General features: G+C 66.0%; 23 protein-coding genes, 1 other RNA gene and 3 pseudogenes. 14 read left to right on the top strand and 13 right to left on the bottom strand.

Annotated elements, in window-relative coordinates; translation table 11 throughout:
• The first annotated feature begins 79 nt into the window (after nt 1–79).
• From ASE52_RS10040 to ASE52_RS10025, 4 genes are all read left to right on the top strand, one after another.
• Nucleotides 80–709, top strand: a complete 630-nt coding sequence (locus ASE52_RS10040) for a DUF2889 domain-containing protein (protein WP_057225797.1) — start codon at nt 80–82, stop codon at nt 707–709.
• Between the two features lie 55 nt (nt 710–764).
• On the top strand, nt 765–1,526 hold the full coding sequence (locus ASE52_RS10035) for an SDR family oxidoreductase (RefSeq protein WP_057225795.1): 762 nt from the start codon (nt 765–767) through the stop codon (nt 1,524–1,526).
• A gap of 355 nt (nt 1,527–1,881) precedes the next feature.
• The gene (locus ASE52_RS10030) at nt 1,882–2,856 is read left to right on the top strand and encodes a polymer-forming cytoskeletal protein (RefSeq protein WP_082606833.1); all 975 of its coding nucleotides are present in this window, start codon (nt 1,882–1,884) and stop codon (nt 2,854–2,856) included.
• A complete protein-coding gene (locus tag ASE52_RS10025) occupies nt 2,853–3,536 on the top strand; it encodes a hypothetical protein (protein WP_057225792.1) in 684 nt (227 codons plus the stop codon). The genes ASE52_RS10030 and ASE52_RS10025 overlap by 4 nt, the downstream gene beginning before the upstream one ends.
• A gap of 27 nt (nt 3,537–3,563) precedes the next feature.
• Here the strand turns inward: ASE52_RS10025 and ASE52_RS10020 are convergent, their stop codons facing one another.
• The gene (locus ASE52_RS10020; protein WP_057225790.1) at nt 3,564–4,415 is read right to left on the bottom strand and encodes a type IV pili methyl-accepting chemotaxis transducer N-terminal domain-containing protein; all 852 of its coding nucleotides are present in this window, start codon (nt 4,413–4,415) and stop codon (nt 3,564–3,566) included.
• Nucleotides 4,416–4,584: 169 nt separating this feature from the next.
• Here ASE52_RS10020 and moaA point away from each other — a divergent pair, with 169 nt between their 5' ends.
• The 6 genes and pseudogenes from moaA to ASE52_RS09990 all read left to right on the top strand — a co-directional run bounded on the left by moaA (nt 4,585) and on the right by ASE52_RS09990 (nt 9,317).
• Nucleotides 4,585–5,724, top strand: a complete 1,140-nt coding sequence (moaA, locus tag ASE52_RS10015; protein ID WP_057225851.1) for a GTP 3',8-cyclase MoaA — start codon at nt 4,585–4,587, stop codon at nt 5,722–5,724.
• A gap of 126 nt (nt 5,725–5,850) precedes the next feature.
• Nucleotides 5,851–6,208 (top strand): annotated as a pseudogene (locus tag ASE52_RS26460) (DUF6713 family protein); the annotation flags it as partial.
• A 25-nt stretch (nt 6,209–6,233) separates the two neighbouring features.
• Complete coding sequence (gene mobA, locus ASE52_RS10005; protein WP_057225785.1) at nt 6,234–6,881, top strand: molybdenum cofactor guanylyltransferase MobA; 648 nt, start codon at nt 6,234–6,236, stop codon at nt 6,879–6,881.
• 17 nt (nt 6,882–6,898) lie between these two features.
• On the top strand, nt 6,899–7,465 hold the full coding sequence (locus tag ASE52_RS10000) for a GNAT family N-acetyltransferase (protein WP_057225783.1): 567 nt from the start codon (nt 6,899–6,901) through the stop codon (nt 7,463–7,465).
• Nucleotides 7,462–8,817 carry a gephyrin-like molybdotransferase Glp gene (glp, locus tag ASE52_RS09995; RefSeq protein WP_057225781.1) on the top strand — a complete coding sequence of 452 codons (1,356 nt, stop codon included), beginning with the start codon at nt 7,462–7,464 and terminating at the stop codon, nt 8,815–8,817. The genes ASE52_RS10000 and glp overlap by 4 nt, the downstream gene beginning before the upstream one ends.
• A gap of 167 nt (nt 8,818–8,984) precedes the next feature.
• Nucleotides 8,985–9,317 (top strand): thioredoxin family protein, encoded by a 333-nt coding sequence (locus tag ASE52_RS09990; RefSeq protein ID WP_057225779.1) that lies wholly within the window; start codon nt 8,985–8,987, stop codon nt 9,315–9,317.
• Between the two features lie 85 nt (nt 9,318–9,402).
• Here the strand turns inward: ASE52_RS09990 and ASE52_RS09985 are convergent, their stop codons facing one another.
• The 4 genes from ASE52_RS09985 to ASE52_RS09970 all read right to left on the bottom strand — a co-directional run bounded on the left by ASE52_RS09985 (nt 9,403) and on the right by ASE52_RS09970 (nt 15,546).
• On the bottom strand, nt 9,403–12,558 hold the full coding sequence (locus tag ASE52_RS09985) for an efflux RND transporter permease subunit (RefSeq protein ID WP_057225777.1): 3,156 nt from the start codon (nt 12,556–12,558) through the stop codon (nt 9,403–9,405).
• A 22-nt stretch (nt 12,559–12,580) separates the two neighbouring features.
• A complete protein-coding gene (locus ASE52_RS09980; RefSeq protein ID WP_057225775.1) occupies nt 12,581–14,026 on the bottom strand; it encodes an efflux RND transporter periplasmic adaptor subunit in 1,446 nt (481 codons plus the stop codon).
• A 204-nt stretch (nt 14,027–14,230) separates the two neighbouring features.
• Complete coding sequence (gene rnhA, locus ASE52_RS09975; RefSeq protein ID WP_010457945.1) at nt 14,231–14,680, bottom strand: ribonuclease HI; 450 nt, start codon at nt 14,678–14,680, stop codon at nt 14,231–14,233.
• Nucleotides 14,677–15,546, bottom strand: coding sequence for a methyltransferase domain-containing protein (locus ASE52_RS09970; protein WP_241776973.1), 870 nt, complete (start codon nt 15,544–15,546; stop codon nt 14,677–14,679). The genes rnhA and ASE52_RS09970 overlap by 4 nt, the downstream gene beginning before the upstream one ends.
• Here ASE52_RS09970 and gloB point away from each other — a divergent pair.
• Together gloB and ASE52_RS09960 are read left to right on the top strand one after the other, a co-directional pair.
• On the top strand, nt 15,545–16,321 hold the full coding sequence (gene gloB, locus ASE52_RS09965) for a hydroxyacylglutathione hydrolase (RefSeq protein ID WP_057225772.1): 777 nt from the start codon (nt 15,545–15,547) through the stop codon (nt 16,319–16,321). The two genes, ASE52_RS09970 and gloB, sit on opposite strands and share 2 nt — an antisense overlap.
• Nucleotides 16,318–17,853: a transglycosylase SLT domain-containing protein gene (locus tag ASE52_RS09960; RefSeq protein WP_057225770.1), complete on the top strand. Its 1,536-nt coding sequence runs from the start codon at nt 16,318–16,320 to the stop codon at nt 17,851–17,853. The genes gloB and ASE52_RS09960 overlap by 4 nt, the downstream gene beginning before the upstream one ends.
• Nucleotides 17,854–17,895: 42 nt before the next feature.
• On the opposite strand, the gene ASE52_RS25055 is transcribed toward ASE52_RS09960, so the two are convergent.
• From ASE52_RS25055 to dnaX, 7 genes and pseudogenes are all read right to left on the bottom strand, one after another.
• Nucleotides 17,896–18,048, bottom strand: coding sequence for a DUF3096 domain-containing protein (locus tag ASE52_RS25055; protein WP_010457938.1), 153 nt, complete (start codon nt 18,046–18,048; stop codon nt 17,896–17,898).
• A gap of 199 nt (nt 18,049–18,247) precedes the next feature.
• Nucleotides 18,248–19,300: an ABC transporter substrate-binding protein gene (locus ASE52_RS09955; protein WP_029412782.1), complete on the bottom strand. Its 1,053-nt coding sequence runs from the start codon at nt 19,298–19,300 to the stop codon at nt 18,248–18,250.
• A gap of 176 nt (nt 19,301–19,476) precedes the next feature.
• A pseudogene (locus ASE52_RS26275) lies at nt 19,477–19,673 on the bottom strand (MAPEG family protein); the annotation flags it as partial.
• A gap of 1 nt (nt 19,674) precedes the next feature.
• Nucleotides 19,675–19,863: pseudogene (locus ASE52_RS26270) on the bottom strand (glutathione metabolism protein); the annotation flags it as partial.
• A 100-nt stretch (nt 19,864–19,963) separates the two neighbouring features.
• Nucleotides 19,964–20,554 carry a recombination mediator RecR gene (gene recR, locus ASE52_RS09945; protein WP_010457933.1) on the bottom strand — a complete coding sequence of 197 codons (591 nt, stop codon included), beginning with the start codon at nt 20,552–20,554 and terminating at the stop codon, nt 19,964–19,966.
• A 292-nt stretch (nt 20,555–20,846) separates the two neighbouring features.
• On the bottom strand, nt 20,847–21,179 hold the full coding sequence (locus ASE52_RS09940; RefSeq protein ID WP_010457931.1) for a YbaB/EbfC family nucleoid-associated protein: 333 nt from the start codon (nt 21,177–21,179) through the stop codon (nt 20,847–20,849).
• A gap of 68 nt (nt 21,180–21,247) precedes the next feature.
• Nucleotides 21,248–23,266, bottom strand: coding sequence for a DNA polymerase III subunit gamma/tau (dnaX, locus tag ASE52_RS09935; protein ID WP_057225767.1), 2,019 nt, complete (start codon nt 23,264–23,266; stop codon nt 21,248–21,250).
• A 98-nt stretch (nt 23,267–23,364) separates the two neighbouring features.
• On the opposite strand from dnaX, the gene ffs reads away from it, so the two are divergent.
• Nucleotides 23,365–23,461: signal recognition particle sRNA small type (ffs, locus tag ASE52_RS25050), an RNA gene on the top strand.
• 230 nt (nt 23,462–23,691) lie between these two features.
• Nucleotides 23,692–24,393, top strand: coding sequence for a hypothetical protein (locus ASE52_RS09930; protein WP_241776972.1), 702 nt, complete (start codon nt 23,692–23,694; stop codon nt 24,391–24,393).
• A gap of 118 nt (nt 24,394–24,511) precedes the next feature.
• Here ASE52_RS09930 and ASE52_RS09925 read toward each other — a convergent pair whose 3' ends face one another.
• Entirely contained in the window at nt 24,512–25,867 is a 1,356-nt protein-coding gene (locus ASE52_RS09925; protein ID WP_057225765.1) for a TIGR03862 family flavoprotein, read from the bottom strand.
• Nucleotides 25,868–25,872 lie beyond the last annotated feature (5 nt).

Here is a 25,872-nt window from a genome sequence, read left to right as displayed (position 1 = left end):
GGCAGCGTCTGTCGCGCCCGCGCGCGACGGCTCGGCTGTGCACCGCTAACCTTTGCCTTTTTGCACGACGCTTTTCCCCATGCCCCTGAGCCCTCCCGCCCCCCGCACCTTGAAGCACGTCCGCCGGGTGAACTACCAGGGCTTTGAACGCAACGATGGCCTGTGGGACATCGAAGGCGAGCTGCACGACAGCAAGGCCTACGACGCGCCCTCCTTCCGCGACGCAACCCAACAGCGTCTGGCGGGCGAGGCGATCCACCACATGTGGCTGCGCGTCACGGTCAACCGCCAGTTGGTGGTGCAGGCCATCGATGTGGCCATGGATTCGCACCCGCTTAAAGGCTGTACCGAAGCCCAGGCCGCGCTGCAGCAGATGGTGGGCTGCAGCATGGCACGCGGCTGGCGCCAGGCGATTCAAAAACACCTGGGCGGCGTGGCCAGTTGCACCCATCTGCGCGAGTTGCTGTTCAACCTGGCCACGGCGGCCTTTCAGTCGGTGCCCGCCGTTTTTTCGTCCAGCAACCCCGACGAACCGCCACGCCACCTGGGCCAGTGCACGGGATGGGACTTCAACGGCAGCGGCGTGAAGGAATACTTTCCGCAGTTCTATGGCGGGGTGCCGCAGGCGCCTGCCGCCGTGGCCGCAGACACCTCCCCGCAGTCACCCACCCCCGAGATATCCGTCAAATCTGCCTCTAGCGCTTTATAGACAAGCGCTAGCAGCTATCAAATTTGATACCCCCAACAAACCCATCGGAGAGCCCATGCGCGTACAGAACAAATCCATCATCGTCACCGGCGCCGGCAACGGCATTGGCGAAGGCATTGCCAAGCGCCTGGCCGCCGAGGGCGGCAAGGTCATCGTCAACGACATCAACGAGGTCGGTGGCCAGCGCGTGGTGGCCGAGATCACGGCAGCGGGCGGCACGGCGGCCTTCTTCAAGGCCGACGTGACCAAGTCCGCCGAGGTCAAGGCCCTGGTCGATGAAGCCGTGCGCCTGTATGGCCAGCTCGATGTGGTGGTCAACAACGCCGGCTGGACGCACCGCAACCGCCCCATGCTCGAGGTGAGCGAAGACGAGTTCGACAAGGTCTATGCGATCAACATGAAGAGCATCTACCTGTCGGCCATCCACGCCGTGCCCGCGCTGCGCCAGGCGGGCGGCGGCAGCATCATCAACATCGCCTCCACCGCCGGCCTGCGGCCCCGCCCGGGGCTGACCTGGTACAACGGCTCCAAGGGCGCCGTCATCATCACCAGCAAGTCCATGGCGGCCGAGCTGGGCCCCGACAACATCCGCGTGAACTGCATCAACCCCGTGTTCAACCCCGACACGGGCCTGGCCGCCGAGTTCGCGGGTGGCCCCGTGGACGAGGCCCGCCGCGCCAAGTTTTTGGCCACCATTCCGCTGGGCCGCTTCTCTACCGCGCTGGACGTGGCCAACGCAGCGCTGTACCTCGCCAGTGACGAGGCATCCTTCATCAGTGGCGTGTGCATCGAGGTGGATGGCGGACGCTGCGTGTAAAGGCTCCAAGCGCGCTCGCAAGCCACTATCACTTGCGTTTGCGCGCGCCCAATCCGCACCAAGGCAGTGCGGATTGATTTGACGGTCTTGAAGCCGCTGCCTATAGTGCCGCCGATGTTTGCGAGCCACTCCCACGACACAGCCGCCAGCGCGACCGCGCCGCTGCGCCGTGCCGCGCGCTCGCAGGCCACGCTCCAGGCCGGTGACCGCCAAGTCTGCACGCTCGCTGCAGATTCCTGAGCCCGGCGACACCCCTCCCTCCGCATTCTTTTCGCGCACCTCCTGTCGCCGGGCCCCTCGCCCAGCGCCAGCTTGCGCCTTGGTAGCAGCCAGGGCGCGAACGTCAGGAGTGTCCATGCCCCCGTTTCCTTCGGGCGAGATTTCGCTCGCCCCGTGCGCCCCTGCGCTCAGCCTTCCCGCCGATGAGGCAATCGCCAACACGGCCGTCGCCACCGACATCACCCGCCAGTTCATCCGTGCCAAGCGGCCCTGCGCCGACGGCTACCGCTGGTACCTGCGCCGCCAGGAGGGCGCCAGCAACTACCAGGCCCTGCTGGACGACCTGGTGCGCGAAGGCCGCGTGGAAGACGCCTGCTGGATGCTCGACCAGTTCGGCCCCACCAACGATGTACTGGAGGTGGAGCATCTGGGGGCCGATGCGCTGGTGTTTGCCGGCAGCGTGCGGTGCGGGGGCAGCGCCGATGTGGATGGTGTGCTGCGCACGGGCCGCAGCCTGAGCGTGCGGGGCGGCCTGCGGGTCGGCGGCGCACTGCGGGTTGGGGAAGACCTGCGCGTCTCGGGCGCGCTGCGCTGCGATGGCAGCGTGCGGTTGCACGGCGATGCGCGCGTGGGCGGGTCCCTGGTGGTCGCGCAGCGCCTGCAATGCACGGGCAGCCTGCGGGTGGGCGGTGAGCTCGATTGCGGCACCTCGGCCCACATCGGCGGCCCATGTACGGTAGGTCAGGACCTGCGAGTCACCGCCGATCTGGACTGCGGCAGCGGCATCAAGGTGGGCGGCCACCTGCTAGGCGGTGCCTCCGTGCACGCCGTGCGTGGACTCCTGGTGGCGGGCGACGTGGACTGCCAGAGCCACCTGCAGGTGGGCTGGGGCGTGCATGCGGGTGGGCACATCCACGCCGGAGGGGCCATCCGCGCGGGTGAAAGCCTGTGGGCGGGCGAGACCATTGCAGCGGGTGAGGCCTATGGCGTGTATGCGGGCCTGGTGGTGCCCCTGCCGGACTGGCCGAACAGTGCCAGGGTATGCGCCCGCGAACGGCCAGCGCGGTTGTTGAGCGGCTGCTGGACCGAGGGCCATGGGGAAGCGCCATGATGCCCGGAGTCAGCGCCCTGCCCCTCGCGCCCCGCATAGCCTCCGGTACCCCGTCCGCAGGCGGCTGGCTGGGCCGGCTGGGGGCGGTGGGCCACCTGCTGACCGAACTGCGCATCGACGTGGACCTGTCGGGCCGCGATATCCAGCGCGAGTTTGACGCCCTGTACGACCGCATCCGCACCAACCCTCGCACCCGCGATGCAATGCGCCCGCTGGCCCTGCCCCTGCCCGGGCTGGAGTTCCGCCTGCGCGAGGCCGACGGCGAATATTTTGTGTATGCCATCGACCCGCTGCGCAACCGCATCGTGGCGTACACCGTGTTCAACCGGCTGGTCGAGGTGGACCGCCACACCGACCGCCACCTGCGCGCCCCCCACGCCAAGGTGGTGGACGGCTACCGCCGCATGGGCATTGCATCCGCCATCTACCGCTGGTGGCTGGACTCGGGGAGGAGCCTGATAACAGGCGCACGCCAGTCGGCCGGCGCCCATGGCCTGTGGATGGCCCTGGCCCGCGACTACGAACTGGCGGCGGCGCGCATCGACACCCACAAACGCGTCCAGCAGCTACCGCTTCCACCACCCCCGGGGTTTTTCAACGCGCTGGACACCCGGCTGGTGCTGGTCGGGCGCGATTGCCGCCTGGCGGACTTCATGCAGCACGGGGCCTGGGGCGGCTGATCGGGTGACCCTGCCGTTCCCAGCCTCTCAGCCCAGCACCTCGCGCAGGGCAGCGTCGTACAGGCCGGTGAGCTTGTCCATCACCCCCAGCAGCCGCTCGCTGGTGGTGGCCACGGCGTTCAGCCCCGTGTCATCGGCAGGGCGGCGCAGTGCGGATTCAAAAAACAGCCACTGCGAATCGGCCAGCTCCAGCTCGTTGCGGATGGAAGGGGTGGAGACGGGCGCCGCCTTCAGCGTCTGCAGGGCCTGGCGGAAATCCATTGCGTCTGACGCCAGTTGCGCCTGCACCACCTTGGAGTCCACCTTGGCAGCACTCAAAAAGTAGTTCTTGGCCAGGCGCTGCGACAGCATGCGCTGGCGGCCCGCCAGGTTCACCAGGCGGGCACTGGGTGCCTGTGCCATCTTCTCGACGGCCTCGGTCACGGCCTGCGCAATGAGCAGCGTGCGGTCGGCCTGCTCCGAGGCCGCCACCACCAAGGCCGTGGTGGTGGCAGGCGCAGAGGTCATCTGGTTCAGCAGGGCAAACTGCTTTTGCACTTCGGCCAGCTGCCGCCCGACGTCTGCGGGCCATTGGCCTGACTGCATGCCCTTGGCCAGTTCACCGCTGCCCGTCTGCACCATCTTGCGCGCCAACCCCATCACATCCACGGCCGCACCGGGCAGCACCTGCAGGTACTGCTGGCAATAGGCCTTGGCCATGCGCTGTGAAAGGGCGCGAAACCAGCCCGCATAGTTGATGGCCCCCGACAACCCCATCTGCGCCTGGGCCCCTGTTGCCCAAGTTGCCCAGGTGGGCAGCAGAATGCCGGCCGCCACCCACTGAAGGGCCACGCGGCGCTGGCATGGCGTGGCATCGGCTGAAAATTCACGCGTCAACATGGGAATCCCCTTGAAATCGGATGTGCAGATTGTTGCAATGCAACATCCAAAGCGCACTGCGCCATGTCAAAGGAGGGCCATACCACCGCCTTCGCAAAACTTGACCGCGATCAACTCCGCGCGCAGGGGCTTGCCCCCTCTGCAGGCGCCCATGCGGCAAAATCACGCCATGGCCGAACGTGTGATTCCTCTGGTGGACCAACGCATCGCCGCTCTGGCGGCGCGGGTGCCCACGCATCCCGTGGACCCCACGGGCCTGCTCACCGACACCCGGGGCCGTCCGCTGCGCGACCTGCGCATCAGCGTGACGGACCGCTGCAACTTCCGCTGCAACTACTGCATGCCCAAGGAAGTGTTCGACAAGGACTACCCCTACCTGCCCCACGGCGCCTTGCTGAGCTTTGAAGAGATCAAACGGCTGGCGCGCCTGTTCCTCGCGCATGGTGTGCGCAAGATCCGCCTGACGGGCGGCGAGCCCCTGCTGCGCAAGAACCTGGAAGCGCTGGTGGCCCAGCTGGCCGAACTGCGCACCGTGGACGGCCAAGCGCCCGACCTCACGCTGACCACCAATGGGTCGTTGTTGGCGCGCAAGGCCCGCGCACTGAAGGATGCAGGCCTGAACCGCGTGACGGTGAGCCTCGATGGCCTGGACGACACGATCTTTCGCCGCATGAACGACGTGGACTTTCCGGTGGCTGACGTGCTGGCGGGCATCGAGGCCGCGCATGCGGCGGGCCTGTCGCACATCAAGGTCAACATGGTGGTCAAGCGGGGAACCAACGACCACGAAATCTTGCCCATGGCACGCCACTTTCGCGGCACGGGCACCACGCTGCGGTTCATTGAATACATGGACGTTGGCGCCACCAACGGCTGGCGCATGGACGAGGTGCTGCCCTCGGCCGAGTTGATCGAACGGCTGCGCGCCGAGCTGCCGCTGGTACAGCTCGACCCGAGCAGCCCCGGCGAAACCGCCGAGCGCTGGGGCTATGCCAATGCCCAGGGCCAATACGACCCCGCCCTCGGCGAGGTGGGCGTGATCAGCAGCGTGACCCAGGCTTTTTGCCACGACTGCAACCGCGCGCGCCTGTCCACGGAAGGCAAGCTCTACCTGTGCCTGTTTGCCTCGGAGGGCTACGACCTGCGCACCCTGCTGCGCGGCGGCGCCAGCGACGAAGCGATTGCCTCGGCCATCGCCCCCATCTGGCAGCAGCGCAGCGACCGCTATTCGGAACTGCGCAGCAGCCTGCCTGCGGACACCACGCAAGGCGGCGCGCGGCGGGTGGAGATGAGCTATATCGGCGGCTAGCTGTGGGGCCAGCCCCCCGTGCATCTCGATCCTGTGGAGCCCCTGCACCGCGCCAGGGTACGGGCGCCGATTGTTTTAAGGCACCATGGGTGGCTGCGGCCTTCACCCTTTCCTCACCCCCACCCCATGCCCCTTCAACCCACGCACCGCGCCCTGTTTCTGGCCAATGCCACCGTCCTGGTCACGCACCAGATCGATGCCGCGTACTGGCACGAGTGGGAGCTGTTCCACATCCCCGGCGGCAACCAGGTCAACCTGCTGCTCAACCTGCCCATCATTGCGCTGGTGCTGTATGCCCAGGCACAGGTCGCCCGCGGCGAAGGCCCGGCGGCCCTGGCGTTCTACAAGCTCATGCCCTGCCTGGGGGCCTTGACCGTGGCGATCCACGGCCTGTTTTTTGCCCTGGGGCACGAGGCGTTCGCGCAACCCGTGTCCCTGGGCCTGCTGGCCTGCACAGCCGTCCTCTCGTGCCTGCAACTGACCGNNCCCATCGCCCCCCCCCCCCCCCCATGATTGAAACCCAAGACATCACCGGCCTCGTGCTTGCAGGCGGACGCGGCAGCCGCATGGGCGGCGTCGACAAAGGCCTTCAGAGTTTTCGCGGCCTGCCTCTGGCGCTGCACACGCTGATGCGGCTGCAGATGCAGACCGGCGCCACCATGGTCAATGCCAACCGCAACCTCGCAGCCTACGAGGCGTTTGGTGCCCCCGTGTGGCCTGATGTACTGGCCGACTACGCTGGTCCGCTGGCGGGCTTTCTGACCGGGCTCGAGCGTTGCGAGACTCCCTGGCTGCTGACGGTGCCCTGCGACACCCCCCTGTTCCCACTGGACCTGGCCCAGCGCCTGGCGGCTGCGGCCGACGCCCAGGACGCCGACATCGCCATGGCCGCAGCGCCCGAGGACGATGGCACGGGCCACGCCACCGTGCGAACCCAGCCGGTGTTTTGCCTGCTGCGCGTGGACCTGCTCGAAAGCCTGGTCGCCTTCACCCAGGCCGGCGGCCGCAAGATCGATGCCTGGACGGCCCAGCACCCCTGCGCCATCGTTGCGTTTGACCAGCCGGGCGATGACCCCAAGGCCTTCTTCAACGCCAATACGCTGGCCGAGCTGCACTCGCTGGAAAACACCAGCGCCTCGCAGGCCCGGCAGACCTGACTCGCCCCACAACCACCATGAACGCGCGCCCACCCACGGCTATCAGTTCCGTACAGATCCGCCCCTTGGTCGCCGCAGATGCCGTGGCCTACAAGGCCCTGCGCGACGAGGCGCTGCGCACCGCACCGGATGCGTTCACGTCGGACTATGAATCGTCGGTGGGCCGCGACGCCAGCGAGTATGTGGCGCGCTTTGGCACCGTGGAATCGGGCCAGTTCTTCCTGGGTGCCTTCGATGCCGCAGGCCAGTTGCTCGGCTGCCTGGGCTGCGAACGCGAGCAGCGCACCAAGCAGCGCCACTGTGCAGTGCTGGTGGGCATGATGGTGTCGCCTGGTGCGCAGCGCCAGGGCATTGGCCAGCAGCTGGTGGCCGCCTGTGTGGCAGCAGCCCGCCGCGTACCTGGCCTGACCCAGTTGGTGCTGACGGTGACGGCCTCCAACACGCACGTCGTGCACCTGTACGAGCAGGCCGGGTTCCGCGCCTGGGGCCTGTTGCCCAACGCCATCAAGGTGGACGGCGTGGGCTTCGACAAGCTGCACATGGTGCGCGTACTCATCCCTGATTCCAACGACACAGATCCATGAAAACCATTGCCCAGATTGCCGCCGAGCTGCAAGGCTACGACCCGCAGGCCCTGAGCGCTGCCGATGTGAACGCGTTTCTGCAGCGGCTGGTCGAGCCCGTGACCGCCACCGAAGAGCTCCCCCTCTTCGACGCCCTGGGCCGCGTGCTGGCGCGGGACGTGGTCTCGCCCCTCAGCGTTCCCCCGCACGACAACTCGGCGATGGATGGCTATGCCTTTGCGGGCGCGCAGCTCGTTGCCGGGCAGCCCCTCTCACTGCGGGTAGTGGGCACGGCACTGGCGGGCAAGGCCTGGGTGGGCGCCGTGGCAGCGGGCGAGTGCGTGAAGATCATGACCGGCGCCATCATGCCCACGGGCCTGGACACCGTGGTGCCGCAGGAGTTCACCAAGGCCGCAGCCGATGGCCACATCACCATCGCAGCCGATGTACTGAAGGCCGGTGACAACCGCCGCTTCAAGGGCGAAGACCTGATGGAAGGCGGTCTGGCGCTGGCCCAGGGCACGCTGCTCAGCCCTGCCGCCCTGGGCCTGGTGGCCAGCCTGGGCCTGCCCTCCGTGACGGTGTTCCGCCGTCTGCGCGTGGCGTATTTTTCGACCGGCGACGAGATCCTGAGCCTAGGCGAGCCACCGCGCGAAGGCGCCGTGTACGACAGCAACCGCTACACCGTCTTCGGCCTGCTCACCCGCCTGGGCGTGGAGGTGATCGACCTGGGCGTGGTGCGCGATGAGCCGGCACTGCTGGAGGCGGCCTTTCGGAACGCCGCACAGCGCGCCGATGCCATCATCACCAGCGGCGGCGTGAGCGTGGGCGAGGCCGACCACACCCGCACGATGATGAAGAAGCTGGGCGACGTGGCCTTCTGGCGCATCGCGATGCGGCCCGGTCGCCCCATGGCGATAGGGAGCATTGCCGCTATTGAAAGTCAAGAAAAAATGGCCCCTAGCGCTTATCCATCAAGCGTTAATAGCTACCAAAATAATAGCAAACAAACCCATGGCGGCGCTGTGCTGTTTGGCTTGCCCGGCAACCCCGTGGCCGTGATGGTGACCTTCCTCGCCTTCGTGCGCCCCGCTCTGCTGCGCATGATGGGCAGCACCCACACCGCCCCGCCCCTGGTGCGCGCCACAAGCACCGAAGCCCTGCGCAAAAAACCCGGCCGCACCGAGTACCAGCGCGGCACCATCACCACCGCCGCTGATGGCACGCTGCAGGTGTGCACCACCGGCAACCAGGGCTCGGGCGTGCTCAGTTCCATGGTGCAGGCCAATGGGCTCATCGTGCTGCACCACGGCCAGGGCAATGTGGCGGTGGGCGATACGGTGGATGTGATGGTCTTTGACGGCGTCATTTGACCCCCCCCTGAGTCGCGTCGCGCCTTCCCCCCAGGGGGACGACGCCCTCACTGCGGGGGCGACCCTTGCTCGGCGTCCCTCCCAGGTGCCGCGCCCGTGGCACCCCGCGCAGGCGAAGCACCGCACAATGGGTTTTTCCTTTGCACTTGTTTGGAAATCTTGCGCCTATGCCCTACGCCGCCCGACACCTTGCCCAACCCCCATCCCGCGATGAGGTGGACCGCCTGCCCGGTGCCACCGTGGTGGAATTCGGTACCCCCTGGTGTGGCCACTGCCAACGTGCACAGCCCCTCATTGAGCAGGCACTGAAAGACTGCGCAGACGTGGCACACATCAAGGTGGAAGACGGCCCCGGCCAGCGCCTGGGCCGCACGTTTGGCATCAAGCTGTGGCCGACGCTGGTGTTTTTGAAGGACGGAAAAGAAGTGGCGCGCCTGGTGCGGCCACAAACCCTGCAGGATGTGCTGGATGCGCTACCGGCAAACCGGGCGCCAATCTGAGCCCCCAACGCCCTGAATGAAAAGAAGCCCCGGCGGGGCTTCTTTTCATTCTTCTTGCGCCAAGCTCTCTGGCTCGGGCCAAGGGCTACTTGGCTACGTAATCGTGTGGATGCAGCGGATGCCCTGGCTCCTCGGCTGCCACGGCCGTGTTGGCACCCGGCACCGCCTTGCGCGCGAACAGGGTGTACATGGTAGGCACGACAAAAATGGTGAGCAGCGTGCCCAGCGACATGCCGCCCACAATCACCCAGCCAATCTGCGTGCGCGTTTCGGCACCAGCGCCCGAAGCCAGCGCCAGCGGGATGGCGCCCAGCACCATGGCGCCCGTGGTCATCAGAATGGGCCGCAGGCGCTGGGCCGAGGCTTTGACCAGCGCATCCACCATCTCCATGCCCTGCTCGCGCAGCTGGTTGGTGAATTCCACAATCAAGATGCCGTGTTTGGTGATCAGCCCCACCAGCGTGATCAGGCCAATCTGCGAATACACGTTGATCGACCCGCCGCTCCACTTGAGTGCCAGCAACGCGCCAATCATCGACAGCGGCACCGAGACCATGATGACCAGGGGGTCGATGAAGCTCTCGAACTGCGCCGCCAGCACCAGAAAAATAAAGACCAGGGCCAGCACGAAGACGATGCCCAAGGCCCCCTGCGAGCTCTTGAACTCCCGCGAGGTGCCATTCAGGTCCGTGGTGTAGCCGGGCTTGAGCACCTTGGCGGCGGTGGTGTCCATGAAGTTCAGCGCCTCGCCCAGCGAGTATTCGGGCGACAGGTTGGCCGTGATGGTGGCCGAGCGGCGCTGGCCGAAGTGGTTCAGCTCGCGCGGGCTCACGCTCTCGCGCACCTTGACCAGGCTGGACAAGGGAATCATGGATTCATTGCGGCCCCGCACGTAGATGGTGTCAATGTTCTCGGGTGTGGTGCGGCCCCGGGCCGCCGTCTGCACGATCACATCGTATTGCTCGGCATCGCGCTTGTAGCGGGTCACGGTGCGGCCCCCCAGCATGGTTTCGATGGCCTTGGCCACCACGTCCACATTCACCCCCAGGTCCGCAGCACGCTCCCGGTTCACCTCGATGCGCAACTCGGGCTTGTTCAGGCGCAGGTCGACGTCGGGCCCCACGATGCCGGGGTTCCGCGCGATTTCGGCCATGAAAGCGTTGGTGACGGCATTGAGGTTTTCGTAGCTGTCCGAGGTCTGGATCACATAGGTGAGCGGCCGCGCCCGGAAGCCCTGCCCGAGCGATGGCGGCGTGATGAGAAAGGCGCTGACGCCCGGCAGGCCCGAAACCTTGGGCTGCAGCTCCCGCGCCAGCTCCAGGGTGGTGCGGTTGCGTTTTTCCCAATCGACGGTGCGGTAAATCACACTGCCCTGGGCAACGGTGGGGTTGCCGATGTTGGCAAAGATCCGGTCGAACTCGGGGTAGTCGCGGCCGATTTTCTCCAGCTCCAGCGCGTAGCGGTTGGTGTAGTCCAGCGTGGCGCCGTCGGGGGCGGTCACGCTGGCCAGGATGGTGCCCCGGTCTTCCAGGGGCGAAAGCTCTTGCCGCATGCTGGGGTACACCACCACCAGCGCAGCGCCACTGATGGCCATGACGGCCAGCACGATCCAGCGGGCCTGAAAGATGGCGCCGCGCACACCACCACGTTCGCTGCCCTGGCTGCGCCAGCGTGCGGTGACCAGCCACCGCAGCAGGCGGCCATAGGCATCCGACAGCGCGTTGAGCCAGCGCTCCATCGAGCGGTCGAACCAGTTGGGCTTGGGGTTGTGCTTGAGCAGCAGCGAACACATCATGGGCGACAGGGTCAGCGCCACAAAGCCCGACACCACCACAGCACCAGCCAATGCCAGGGCAAACTCCACAAACAGCCGGCCGGTGCGCCCCGGAGTAAAGGCCAGCGGGGCATACACCGCCACCAGCGTCAGCGTCATGGCCACGATGGCAAAGCCGATTTCGCGCGCGCCTTTGATGGCGGCCGAGAATGGGTCCAGCCCCTCTTCGATGTGGCGGTAGATGTTCTCCAGCATCACGATGGCATCGTCCACCACCAGGCCAATGGCCAGCACCAGCGCCAGCAGCGTGAGCGTATTGATGGAAAACCCGGCCAGCGACATCAGCGCAAAACTGCCCACCAGGCTCACCGGGATGGTGATGATGGGGATGATGGACGCGCGGAAGGTGCGCAAAAACACAAAGATCACCAAGGCCACCAGCACCACGGCCTCGGCAATGGTGCTGTACACGCTTTTGATCGAGCGGTCGATGAACAGGGAGTTGTCGTTGGCAATGTCGATGCCGATGTCCGGTGGCAGGTCGGCCTTGAGCGTGGGCAGCATGGCGCGCACACCCTGCGCCAGTTCCAGCGGGTTGGCCGTGGCCTGGCGGATCACGCCCACCGAAATGGCCTCGCGCCCGTTCAGGCGCACCCGGCTGCGGTCGCTGGCGGCCCCTTCCTCCACCTTGGCCACATCGCGGATGCGCACCGGAAAGCCGTTCACGGTGCGGATCACCACCTCGGAAAACTGTGACGGCGTCGCCAGATCGGTCTGTGAGGTGACGCTGAACTCGCGTTGCTGCGACTCGATGCGGCCTGCAGGCAGCTCCAGGTTGTTGCGGCGGATGGCGTCTTCCACATCCTGCGTAGTCAGGCGGTAGCCCGCCATGCGTTCCGGGTCGAGCCACACGCGCATGGCGTATTTGCGCTCACCATAGATGGGCACATCGGCCACACCGGTCACCGTCTGCAGCCGGGGCTTGACGATGCGGTTGATGAGGTCGTTGATCTCGAGCGGTGTGCGGGTATCGCTGCTGAAGGCCAGCCACATCACGGGCGAGGCATCGGCCTCCACCTTGGCGATCACGGGCTCGTCCACTGCGTCTGGCAGGCGGTTGCGCACCCGTGCAGTGCGGTCGCGCACCTCGGCGGCGGCGTTGTCCGCGTCTTTTTCGAGTCGAAAACGCACGCTGATCTGGCTCTGCTCGGCGCGGCTGATGGAGGTGATCACATCCACCGCATCGATACCGGCGATGGAATCCTCCAGCGGCTTGGTGACCTGCGATTCGATCACCTCGGCCGATGCGCCTGCATAACGCACGCTCACCGTGACCACGGGCTCATCGATCTTGGGGTATTCGCGCACCGAAAGGCGCGTGAAGCTCACGGCACCAATCAGCAGCACCAGCAGCGACAACACGGTCGCAAAGACCGGTCGGCGTATCGATATTTCAGCGAGTTGCATGGCAGTCCTGGAACTTCATCGATCACGCGGGATGGCGTGGGCTGCCTTGTGGTGCCCGGCTGGGCGTGCCTGCAGGCTGGCAAGGGTTGGGGCCAGGCAACGGAGCCACGACGGCATTGGGCGATGCTGCAGTAGTGGTGGTGGCGGCGGCCACGGGTGCTGCAGCCATCGGCTGCGCCGCCGCGCGGGGGCCGCTGGCGGTGTCGGCCGCCGTGGGCACCGGTGCATCGGCTGCCGCTACCGCACTGCCAGCACTGGCTGCGCCCATTGTCCCTGCCGCTCCAGATGCAGCGCGCGCAGGTGATGGCGACGGCGACGCACCATTGCCTGGCTTGCCCAGCTCCACCACACGCACCACGGTTCCGTCCTTCTGGATGCGCTGCTGCCCTGCGGTGACCACCATGTCTCCCAGGGCCAGGCCATCCACCACCTCCACAAAACCCGGGGTGCGGGCCCCCAGCTTGACGGGGGTGCGTTGGGTCGCGCGGCTGCCGGGCTCCTTGCCATCGACGATCTTGAGCACATAGGGGCTGCTGCCGTCGGGCACCACGGCCTCCTCGGGGATCACGCGGGCATTGCTGCGCTCCGAGAACACCGCCGTCACGCGCGCAAACATGCCGGGGCGCAGTTGCAGGCGCCGGTTGTCGATGCAGCCGCGAACCGCCACAGCGCGGCCGTCGGTGTCAATCTGGGGGTTGATGGCCTGCACCACGGCGCTGTAGCGCACGCCCGGCAGGGCGTCGAACACCACCTGGGCGGTCTGGCCCGTGCGGACCTTGTTCTGCAGGCGCTCGGGCAGGCGGAAATCCACGTAGACCGCGTCCAGGTCTTCGACATTGACAATGTCGGCGCCGTCTTTCAGGTAGTCGCCTACGTTCACGCCGCGAATACCAGCAATGCCGTCAAATGGCGCCACGATCTTCAGGCGCGAGGCCGTGGCCTGCGCCAGGGACAGCTTGGCCCGCGCCACTTCGAGGTTGGCAGCGCTTTCATCGACCGAACGCTGGCTGATGAAGCCCTGGGCCACCAGCTCCTGGTTGCGTTTGTGGTTGGCCTGGGCAATTGACAGTTCGGCCTGGCTCTGCTGGACCTGGGCGCGGGGCAACTGGTCGTCAAACTGCACCAGCACCTGCCCGCGCCGCACGCGCTCACCATCGCGGAAATTGAGCGCCGTGATGCGCCCGCTCACCTCGGGGCGCAGCACCACGCTTTGGCGCGATTTGAGACTTCCCACCGCTTCGGCATCGTCGCGCAGCGCCATCTGCCGCACAGCCACGGCCTCCACCGCCACGGGGCGGCCAGCGCCCCCTCCCTTGGCTGCAGCGCCAGCGGGTGCATTGCCCCCTGCACCGGCCGCTGACGACTCGCTGCGCGGGGACTGCGCCGGTTTTTGAAGCCACCAGGCAGCGCCCGATGCGGCAGCGATGCCGATGACAGCGAAAACGATGTATTTGTTCTTGGACGCCATGGGTCAATGAAAGCGGGTGGTGTGGGGAGCGCAATCAAACAATGTATCAGTGCGTGTCTTGCGCTGCATCCAACCACGGTATGACCCCAAGGGCAATTGCGGCAGATTTACGCAGGCTTTACATGCTGCAGAAACAAAAAAAGCCCCCGAAGGGGCTTGCGGCGCAGAAACGCCGCCGCGCTGCGCTTTGGCATACGCCAGCGATCACCCGCGCCCCAGGGCCTTGTCCACGCCCCGGTTGGCCAGCGCATCGGCACGCTCGTTGCCGGGATCGCCAGAATGCCCTTTCACCCACCGCCATTCGATGCGGTGTCCACCCGTGCTCACGAGGGCATCCAGCCGCTGCCACAGCTCCACGTTCTTGACCGGCTGCTTGGAAGCCGTGCGCCAGCCCTTGGCTTTCCAGCCATGGATCCACTCGGTGATGCCCTTGCGCACATATTCGCTGTCCAGGTACAACGTCACGGCACAGGGCCGCTTGAGGGCGGAGAGCGCCTCGATCACGGCCATCAGCTCCATGCGGTTGTTGGTGGTGCCCAGCTCTCCACCAAAAAGCTCTTTCTCCGTCGATCCCGAACGCAACCATGCACCCCACCCTCCGGGGCCCGGATTGCCCTTGCAGGCGCCATCTGTGTATATCTCTACCTGGTTCAAACTGTGTTCCTGTCTCTGTCATCGCTGCCTGTGAATAGGCGGGAGGTGCGGCCCGTTGCCCCCACCGGGCCGGCGCGGTTGGCAATGGGCACTGTGGCTGCGGACCGCTGCCGGGTGGACCGCCAGGCGGGTTCCAGCAAACGCATGCCATGGACCCGCTTGACCGCAACCAGAAAATAGGCCGCGCCAAAAATGGGCCACCACCGCTCGCCCAGGGGGTCCATGAAGCCAAAACGCTCCAGCCACTGGGTGCTGCGCACCGCTGGACGATAACAGCCAAACTGGGCCGACTCGACCTCGAAACTCAAAAGCCTGAGCCAGTCGCGCAGGCGCCGGTAGCCAATGAACTCGCCCACGTCGGGCAGGTACAGCGTGCCCTTGCCCATGCGCTGGTACATGCGCGCACGCCACTGGCGCAATCCCCACAGGCTCGTGGGGTTCAGCCCGCTGATGACCACCCGCCCCTCGGGCACCAACACCCGCTCCACTTCGCGCAGGGCCGCATGGGGGTCCATGCTCAGCTCCAGGGTATGGGGCAGCACCAGCAGATCAAGACTGGCCTCTGCAAACGGCAAGGCCACGGGCTCCGTCAGCAGATCCACCGCGCGGCGCTGCAGGGGGGCATCGCCGCTACCGGTCTCCAGAAAGGCGATCGAACCCTGCACCGCCTCCTGCCCCAGCGCCAGCCACTGGTGCGGCATGCGGTTGGCACGCAGGCCATCCAGCAGGGGCATTCCGAGCTGCAGGCTGTGGTACCCAAAGATATCTGCCACCGCCTCATCGAAGCGCGCCTGCTCCCACGCCAGCAGGTACCGGCCCGGCGGGGAATCGAACCAGTGGTGCAAACCTATAATTTGATCGCTCATGAACTTGCTGCCGCTACCCGCCTTTACCGACAACTACATCTGGATGCTGCATGACGGCCGCCAGGCGATCGTCGTGGACCCGGGAGATTCTGCGCCCGTGCTGCAGGCCCTGCAGCACCTTGGTGTGCAGTTGCAGGCCATTCTAGTCACGCACCACCACGCCGATCATGTCGGCGGCGTGGATGCCCTGCGCAACGCCACCGGCGCCATGGTCTATGGCCCCGCCCGCGAAAAAATCCCCGAACCGCTGCAACGCCTTTCGCACGGCGATGCGGTGGAAACGCTGGGGCTGCGCTTTGAAGTCATCGACGTGCCGGGCCACACCGCCGGCCACATTGCCTACTACTGCCCCGACATCGACGGTGCGCCCCTGCTGTTCTGCGGCGACACACTTTTTTCGGGCGGCTGTGGCCGGCTGTTTGAAGGCACGCCCGCCCAGATGCTGGACTCCCTGGACCAGCTCGCAGCGTTGCCGGGGAACACCCGCGTATGCTGCACGCACGAGTACACGCTCTCCAACCTGAAATTTGCCCGGGCCGTGGAACCCGGCAATGCGGCATTGCTCCACTACAACCACCAATGCGAGGCACTGCGGGCCAGCCAACAGCCCACACTGCCGTCGCGCATGGCCCTGGAGCGAGACATCAACCCCTTCCTGCGCGTGCGTCAACCTGCGGTGGCCCAAGCCGCCCAAGGCTACGACACGCAGGTGAATCAAGACGATGCAGTGGCGGTACTGGCCGCACTGCGCCAATGGAAAAACGAGTTTCGATGAAAATTTTGCACATCGCCTGCCTGGCTTGCGCGCTCTGGCTCACGGGCTGCGCCACCACCGGGCCTTCGCAGGACAGCGCAGCTGGCACCGCCCCTTCTTCCTCCACCGGCGCCCCACCCCGGACCTCCCACACCCCCGTCATTCCCAACGGCCCGCTCAGGCCGATTACGGCAGCGCAGGCTGCCAGTGGCGAGGTCGCATCGCTTTCGACCCCCGCCGACCTGTGGGACCGCATCCGCCGGGGCTTTGCGATGCCCGATCTGCAGCATGAACTGGTGCAGGACCGCGAGCAATGGTATGCCACGCGCCCCGACTACATGCAGCGTATGACCGAGCGCTCCAGCAAGTACCTGTTCCACATCGTTGAAGAGCTGGAGCGGCGCGGCATGCCCACCGAGCTGGCGCTGCTGCCCTACATCGAAAGCGCGTTCAACCCCCAGGCCGTCTCCAGCGCCAAGGCGGCTGGCATGTGGCAGTTCATGCCCGCCACGGGCAACTATTTCGACCTCAAGCAGAACGCGTTCCGCGATGACCGCCGCGATGTGCTCGCATCCACACGCGCCGCGCTCGACTACCTGCAAAAGCTCCACGGCATGTTCGGCGACTGGCACCTGGCGCTGGCCGCCTACAACTGGGGCGAAGGCAGCGTGGGACGGGCCATTGCCCGCAACCAGAAGCAGGGACTGGGCACCAGCTACACCGACCTGAACATGCCGGCTGAAACCCGCATGTATGTGCCCAAGCTGCAGGCCGTCAAGAACATCGTCGCAAATCCAGAGGCCTTCCGCACCGAGTTGCCCCTCATCGAAAACCACCCCTATTTCCAGACGGTGGACATCACCCACGACATCGACGTGGCCCTGGTCGCCACGCTGGCCGGCGTGCGCGAAGAGGACTTCCGGGCATTGAACCCGTCCTTCAACAAACCGGTGATCCTGGCAGCAGGCACGCCACAAGTCCTGCTGCCCTGGGACAACGCCAAGGTGTTCCAGCGCAACCTTGAAGCGCGCCGCGAGGGGCAATATGCCAGCTGGACCGTGTGGTCCGTGCCGTCCACGATGACGGTGGCTGAGGCCGCCCAGCGGGCGGGCATGAGCGAGAACGACCTGCGCAGCATCAACAACATTCCCCCGCGCATGCTGATCAAGGCGGGTTCGGCACTCATGATCCCGCGTTCGTCCGCCATTCGCCAGGATGTGTCCTCCCACCTGGCAGACAATGGTCAGGTCGCTTTCTCGCCAGAGATCGTCACCCGCCGCACGACGGTGAAGGCCGGCAAGGGCGAGACCGTGGCCAGCATTGCCCGGCGCTACAAGCTCACGGCGGCCAACGTGGCGGACTGGAACGATGTGCGCGCGACGGCGGCCTTCAAGGTAGGCCAGCAGGTGGTGGTGTATCTGCCCGTTCGGCAGGCCGCCCCGCAGGCACGGAACGCACGCACGCCGGTGGCGCGCTCCGGCGCTGCAGGCAAGCGCGCAGCCGATGCGCCGGTGCGCCGTGGAGGCACGCCCTCCAAGGTCAAGCGCCGCTGAAACGCCACAGACGAAGCGCGAGAGGCGTGCCGAGAACCAGCCTCAGAACTTCAGGGAGTGCATGCCCAGCAGCCCCAGGATGCCCATGATGATGAGATACAGCGCCACGATGGTGCTGAGCAGACGGGGCATGACGAGGATGAGGATGCCCGCGATCAAGGAGACGAGTGGGCCGACGCTGAGGGTAAAAGACATGGTGCAATCCTTGTGGGGTAGGTGACTGGTAGGCCGAGGCTACGGCAAACCGAACGCCGACGAATGTAAGCCATCTTCCCGACCCGAATGCCCGCACCGCCACCGGAAGTGCGCGGCCTCACTTCAACATCCAAGGCTCTGGCGAACCCACCGGCACGCCAGCGGCCAGCTCCAAGCGCCCCCAAGGGGCACCTCGCATTCAGACGTTGAATTTCTGCCGCGCCTTGCGCACAAAGTCGTTGGTGTAGGTGCGAGTCAGCTCCACCTTGAAATCCGCCAGCTCGGGGTGCACCCGCGACAACACGCGCAAGGCCGTGGCCGCGCCATCGTCGGGCATCATCCCATGGGTCGAATAGGTCTCGCGCACGCGGCTGAAGGCGGCCAGGTACAACCCCCGGTCTCCCATCAGATAGCCCGCGGGCACCGCCTTGACGATGTCTGCAGGTCCCGCCGTCTGCAACCACTTGAGGGCATGCACGATGCCGTTGGCCAGCGCCTGTGCCTGTGCGGCATGTTTTTGCAGGAAGGCTTGCGGTGCATAGAGGCAGCTGGCAGGCATGGCGCCGCCAAACATCTCCTGTGCGGCCTTGAGCGAACGCATGTCGCCGGCAATGCGTGTGTCTGCCTTTTGCTCCAGCAGCGTCATGATGGGGTCGGCATGGCACAGCGCGTGCACCTGGCCGGAACGCAGAGCGTTCATCGCGGCCATGCCCGAACCCACGCCGACAAATGCCACGTCGCGCGGGCCCAGGCCTGCCCGCGCCAGCACCAGGCTGGCCGCGAGGTGCGTGGACGAACCCACGGACGACACACCAAGTCGTCGCCCCCCCAAATCCGCCAGATCCTTGTAGGCAGGCAGTGAGCGCAGCGAAACCCCCAACGCCAGCTGGGGCGCACGCCCCTGCACCACCAGCGACCGATAGGCCTGGCCGCGCACCTGCTGCCGGATGGTGTGCTCGAAAGCCCCGGCACAGACATCCGCCACGCCGTCCTGCACCGCCTGCAGCGCCAGTGCACCTGCCGAAAAATCGCGCACCGTCACGTCCAGCCCTTCCGCCCGGAAGTAGCCCAGTTGGTCGGCCAGCGCCAGCGGCAGGTGGTAGAGCACACCCTGCCCACCCACGGCGATGGTGACGCTGCCCAGTGCCGCACCGTCCACCTGCGCCCGCACCATGGCAGGCGCAAACACCCCCGCCGCCGACAAGGCAGACACGGCACCAAAGGCGCGGCGAGTGAGTAAAGGACGGGTCATGAAAATCAGTGAAAATTGCAATGCTGCATTGCAACAATCGTGCCGCAGAGCCAGCAAGCCCGCATCAGGGGGAATCCCAGCGGGTTTCTACTTACCAGGGTTTAAAAATCTATAGAAACGGGACGCAACAGCCCGCAAAAAGAGCCACAGCCCATTCAAGGGCCAGCCGACGAGAGTCAGCGGTAGCCGAGAAACAGGATGCCAATGTTGACCAGCAGCGCCCCGGCCCAGACCGCACTGCGCACGGTGGGCATGTCGGACACGTACATCATGATGTAGAAGATGCGCAGCATCACATACAAAAGCGCCAGGATGTCCAGCAACGTCTGCCCCGCCCCCAGCAGGTGCGCAATGATCACGGCACCGATGAAGANGCGGGCCCGCCAGTCCGTCTGCCGGGCCATCCAGGCGCGGGGATCGTGGTTGTCAAAACCGCCGTCCTTGCGCGACTTGCCCAGGCTGCCGCTCTTGGCCAGCCAGGCGCAGCCAATGGGAAGCAGGGCCGCGATCAGCACGCACCAGTAAGCCACTGTGAACCGTGCAACATGCATGGTGGTATTCATTTTTAAGCCTTTTTGGGCTCCAGCGCTTGATACATAAGCGCTAGCAGCTATTAAATTGTGAGTATTCTAGCCGCCGTGGACCCCTGGTTCCGTGAACTGCCTACCGGCGGTCCACCAGTGCATGCGCAATCGTGCCCAGGTCCACATACTCCAGCTCGCTGCCCACGGGCACACCACGCGCCAGCCGTGTCACATGCAGCCCCCGGCTCTTGAGCGCCTCGCTGATCACATGGGCCGTGGCCTCGCCCTCGGCATTGAAATTGGTCGCCAGGATGACCTCCTGCACGGTGCCGTCGGTGGCCCGGTCCATGAGCTTTTGCAGGCCAATCTCCTTGGGGCCGATGCCATCCAGCGGACTGAGCCTCCCCATGAGCACGAAATAAAGCCCCTTGAACGCGCCCGTACGCTCCAGGGCCGACTGGTCTGCCGGCGTCTCCACCACACACAGGCGCGTGGCATCACGCGCTGGGTCCAGACAGGTGCTGCAGACCTCGGCCTCAGTGAACGTGTGGCAGCGGGCACAGTGGTGCACCGACCCCGCGGCCTCGTGCAGCGCCTGCGACAACACCTGCGCCCCCTCGCGGTCGTGCTGCAGCAGATGGAACGCCATGCGCTGCGCAGACTTGATCCCCACCCCCGGCAACCGGCGCAGCGCCTGGATCAAAACGTCGAGGGAATCGGTGGTGGACATTGGTTGGGATGGAAATCTGGAAAAACTTGGGGCACTTGTAGCGGCAGGACGGCTTCGACAAGCTCAGCCCGAACGGTTGTGTGGAGAAGAGGCTTCACCCCTCGCAAGCTCTCCACCACGAACAAACAACAAAAAGGTCTCGCTGAACCCGGTATTCACACCCCGCCTTCACGGGCGTAGCGAGCGGGATGAGCTGCTAGGCGGACGGAGCACAGGAACCAGAACGTACTTGAAGTACGTGAGGATTCCGAGCACCGCCCAACGACGCAGATCGCCCGCTCGGTAGCCAGCCTCAGAAGGGGAATTTCATGCCGCCGGGGAGGCCTGGCATCCCTTGCGTCAGCTTGCCCATCTTCTCCGCCGAAGTTTCCTCCGCCTTGCGCACCGCCGCATTGAACGCCGCCGCCACGAGGTCTTCCAGCATGTCCTTGTCTTCGGCCAGCAGGCTCGGATCGATGGTGATGCGCTTGACGTCGTGTTTGCAGGTCATCAGCACCTTCACCAAGCCGGCACCCGATTCACCTTCCACCTCGATGAAGGCCAGTTCATCCTGCGCCTTCTTGAGGTTGTCCTGCATCGCCTGGGCTTGCTTCATGAGGCCGGCGAGTTGTCCTTTGTTGAACATGGTGTGGTTTCCTTTTCAGTTTCTATCGTTGGATACAAGTACGCAATGAGAGGGCGTGCAGCGGGTCATCATGCAGGCTTGATGCTGCCCGGCACGATTCTCGCGCCGTAGTCACGCATCAGCGATTGCACAAAGGGATCGTTGTTAACGATTTCTTCTGCGCGGCGCTGGCGCTCGGCAGCGGCAGCGGCGTTGCGGCGGGCGGGGCTGTCGATGACAACACCCACTTCCACCGTGATCTGGGTGGCGTGGCCGGCAGCCTCCAGCGCGGCGCGCAGGCGCTCGCGTGCGGTGGGCTGGTTCAGGGACTCACGCTCCACACGCAGCAGCCAGTGGCCCCCGTCGCGCGCCACCAGTTGCGACTGCAGGGCCAGCTCACGCACCAGGGCGGTAATCGACTCTGCCACCACCATCTGCCGCACGGTGGCGTGCCAGACATCGCCTTCTTCCGTGGGCGTATAGCGCGCAGAAACGGGCGTGGGGGCAGAGAGCGGCAGCGGTTGCAGCCGTTCACCCGGCTCAGGCGATTCACGCACCGGAATCGCTACAAATTCAGGAGCGCCTTGCGCTTGTTGATATTGCGCTGGAGGCTGATTTCTTTCAAACCTCTCGGGTGTCCGCACCGGGAGCACCGTGGCGGCTGAACCCATAGGCGGCACGGGGCCCGGCTCGTCCGAGCCCGGCCAGGGAGGCGGTTCAGAGGAATCGGCAGGTTCGGAAGACAGGTCTTGCACCACCGGCGGTGCCAAGCCTGCAGCCGCAGCTACGGCTGCCACCGCAGCTGCGGGTGAAGCCGCTTGCGCCAGGGCCACAGGCGCAGCGCCCACCGGAAGAGCCTGCGGTGCAGGAGCCACCGCCGTTCGAACCACGGACGCTGGCACAGCGACAGCCACTGCTGCAGGTGCCGCAGAAACCGCCGTTGCAGAACCGGAAGGCGCGGTTTCAGCCCGCGTCAGAGTTTTTTTTTCAGCCGACTCGCCCGAAGGCTTGAACGCCAACAAGCGCAGCAGCACCATGGTCAGTGCCGCGTACTCATCCGGCGCCAGGCCCAGCTCACCACGCCCGTGCAGGCACAGGCTGTAGAGCAGCTGGGTTTCGTCGGCAGGCATCAACGCAGCCAGGCGGGCTGTTTCTGCCGCTTCGGGGTCATCGGCATCCACGGCCCCAGCCATCTGGGGCACGGCCTGGAACACGGCCATGCGCTGCAGCACGGCGCTCATTTCTTCCAGCGTGGAAGCGGCAGACAGGCCGTTGAGGCGCAGCGTGTCCGAGGTTTCCACCACCGTCTTGCCATCGCCCTGGGCGAGCGCATCAATGAGCCGGAACACGTAGGAACGGTCCACCGCACCCAGCATCTGCCGCACGGCGGCTTCCTGCAACTGGCCACTGCCGAAGGCGATGGCCTGGTCGGTGAGCGACAGCGCATCGCGCATGGAGCCCCGCGCAGCGCGCGAGAGCAGGCGCAGGGCCTGGGGCTCGGACGACACGTTCTCCGACGCCAGCACCTGCGTGAGGTGCGACAACACGGTCTCTGGCGCCATGGGGCGCAGGTTGAACTGCAGGCAGCGACTCAACACCGTGACCGGCACCTTCTGCGGGTCGGTTGTGGCCAGCACAAACTTGAGGTACTCGGGCGGCTCTTCCAGCGTCTTGAGCATGGCGTTGAACGCCGTGTTCGTGAGCATGTGCACTTCGTCGATCATGAAGACCTTGAAGCGCCCTTGCACGGGCTTATAGACGGCCTGTTCCAGCAGGCTCTGCACCTCGTCCACACCCCGGTTGGAGGCCGCGTCAAGTTCGGTGTAGTCGGGGAAGCGGCCGCTGTCGATGTCTGTGCAGGCCGAGCAGACGCCACACGGCGTGGCGGTGATGCCGCCCTGCCCGTCTGGCCCCTGGCAGTTGAGGGACTTGGCCAGAATGCGCGACACCGTGGTCTTGCCCACGCCCCGCGTGCCCGTGAACAGGTAGGCGTGGTGCAGGCGCTGCTGGGTGAGCGCGTTGGTCAAGGCCTGCACCACGTGCTCCTGCCCCACCATTTCGGTGAAATTGCGGGGACGGTACTTGCGGGCGAGCACGAGGTAGGACATCCGGCAGATTCTACGGGCTGGGCCGGGTGTCCTTTCGGCATCCCGGGCAACGGGGCTGTTCAGAAAAGTGCACCCGCATCCGTCGTACAATCGCAGGTGACGGGCCTCCCCGCATGGTGAAGCGGCCAACCGGGTCAGGTGGGGAACCAAGCAGCCCTAACTGTGGAGTCAGTGCCGGGGGTAAGGCTCGTCAACTTCTTTTTTCGGTGCCGTTGCGCGCCTGCGCAATGGTCCCGGCGCCATGTTCGCGCCCACCCCCTCCCCACTTTCATTCGGCCCGATATCTGTCCTGCGGGCCAGGGCAGCCTTTAGCCTTCTGTCAGCGCTGTCCGACACCGTTTTGCGGTGTGCCGGATTGCACAACCCCGGTGGAAAGCGCACACTTTGTTGCATCGCTTCATCCTTTATTTTCATCGGGTGCTGCCATGTCAACCCGCCGAATTTCGCCAGTGATTCCTTACCGCCACGGCGCGCTGGTGGTCGGTTTGAGTCTTGCAACAGCCAGTGCAGCATGGGGAGCCGATCCGCGCGGCCTGCGGTTTGCCGACGAAGCCTGGGCCAGCCTGCAACAAGAATCCAGCAGCCGGTCTTCATCCACCTATGAATTGAACAGTGTCGTGCTGCCCAGTCTGGGCGAGACGCCTTTCTGGCAGACGACGGGAGCGGTCCACAGCACACAGCAGATCGGCATGACACGCTGGTTCACGCCAGGTTCGCCCGAATCGCTCTCATCGCCCGATGCGCGGAGCAGTTTCGGGCTGCTGCTGGGCATGACCGCACCCGCCCCATCTGCTGGCGCAGCCCCCCTCACAGCGGGCGCTATGGTGCCCGCGAGTTTGGACCTGGGGGTGCGCTGGCGGTCCCGCCTCGACAGCGGGCACCATCTGGACATTACAGCCTGGGCGCGCGCGCCCCAATGGAACCAGCCCCAGGATGCCATGGGCATGATCTGGCAGTCGCAGCCGCCGATGTACGGAACCCGGATGGAGGTGCAGTGGGCATCCTCCCGCACCGGGGGTCTGGTGCCCGAGTTTGGCGCTGTGGGCGTGCAATTGCAGGGCGGATCGCGACTGGTGCTGCGGGCGCGCAAAGGCGGGCCCATGCTGTACTACCGCGCCAAGTTCTGACCCCCTGAGACGCTTCGCGCCTCCCCCCCGAAAGGGGACGCCTCCAGTGGACCGGTAAAGCCGGATCCACGGTGGCACTGGCGTTGACAGTGCGCCAGGTGCTGACGGCAGGTCTTCTTTAAGCGCCTTGCGCCAGCCAGCGCAGCGCGCCCTCGCCCGCCACGCGGCCGCTGGCCATGCTGGCCGTGATCAAGTAGCCCCCTGTGGGAGCCTCCCAGTCCAGCATTTCGCCCGCGCAGAACACGCCGGGTGCAGCGGTGGCCATGAGGTGGGCATCAAGCGCTTCAAAAGCCACGCCGCCTGCGGTGCTGATGGCCTCGTCCAGAGGGCGAGCGGCAATCACCGTGATCGGCAGTGCCTTGATCGCATGGGCCAGCGCCACGGGGTCGTTCACACCGTCCTTGCCCAGGTGTTCGTAAAGGATGCCCGCCTTGATGCCATCGAGCCCCAGGCGGCTCTTGAGGTGGCTGGACAACGAGCGTGATCCGCGCGGATGGCGCACCTCCACCAGCACACGTTCGGGCGTGTGGTCGGGCAGCAAGTCCAGATGGAACGTGGCATGGCCATGCGCCTCGATCTCGTCGCGCAGCAGGTGCGACGCGGCATAGACCAGGCTGCCCTCGACGCCCGTCGCGGTGGCCACAAATTCACCCCTGCGGCTGAAAGCACGGCCCTGGCTGTCGGTAAAGGCCAGCGCCACTGTCTTGAAGGGCTGGCCCGCAAAACGCTCGGCAAAGTGGGGTGTCCAGCCTGTAGCGGGCTCAGGCGTGCGGCCGATGAGCTCCTGCAGGAACGCGCGGCGCGTCTCGCCCGCAGGCACGTCACCACGCAGCACGTCGAAACCGCAATTGGCGGGGCGCAGCGGTGCCACGGCAATCCCGCGCTCGGCCAGAAAGGGCACCCAGGCGCCGTCCGAACCCAGGCGTGCCCAGCTTCCCCCGCCCAGCGCCAGCACCGCGGCGCGCGCATGCACCACCCTGTCGTCGCCGGATGGCGCGGCAAAGCGCAGCGCACCATCGCCCGCCCAACCCAGCCAGCGGTGCCGCATGTGGAACAACACACCCTGCCCCCGCAAGCGCTGCAGCCAGGCGCGCAGCAACGGTGCCGCTTTCATGTCAGAGGGAAAAACCCGGCCCGACGTGCCCACAAAGGTCTCCACCCCCAGCCCCTGCGCCCAGGCGCGGATCTCGGGCCCGCCAAACGCGGTGAGCCAGGGTTCAACCTGCGGCTGGCGCTCTGCAAAACGGGTGGCAAACGGCGCATGGGGCTCGGAGTGCGTGAGGTTCAGCCCCCCTTTGCCGGCCAGCAGGAACTTGCGCCCCACCGAGGGCATGGCGTCGAACAGATGGACCACCACGCCCGCTTGCGCCAGCACTTCGGCGGCCATGAGCCCGGCAGGGCCTCCGCCCACGATGGCGACATCGCAGCGCAGGTCGGCCACGGTATCGGGGGCGGGAGGAACAGCAACATTCATGGGAA

Source organism: Acidovorax sp. Root275 (assembly GCF_001428965.1).
Lineage (GTDB): Bacteria > Pseudomonadota > Gammaproteobacteria > Burkholderiales > Burkholderiaceae_C > Acidovorax > Acidovorax radicis.
This window is presented reverse-complemented; position numbering and strand designations above follow the sequence as displayed.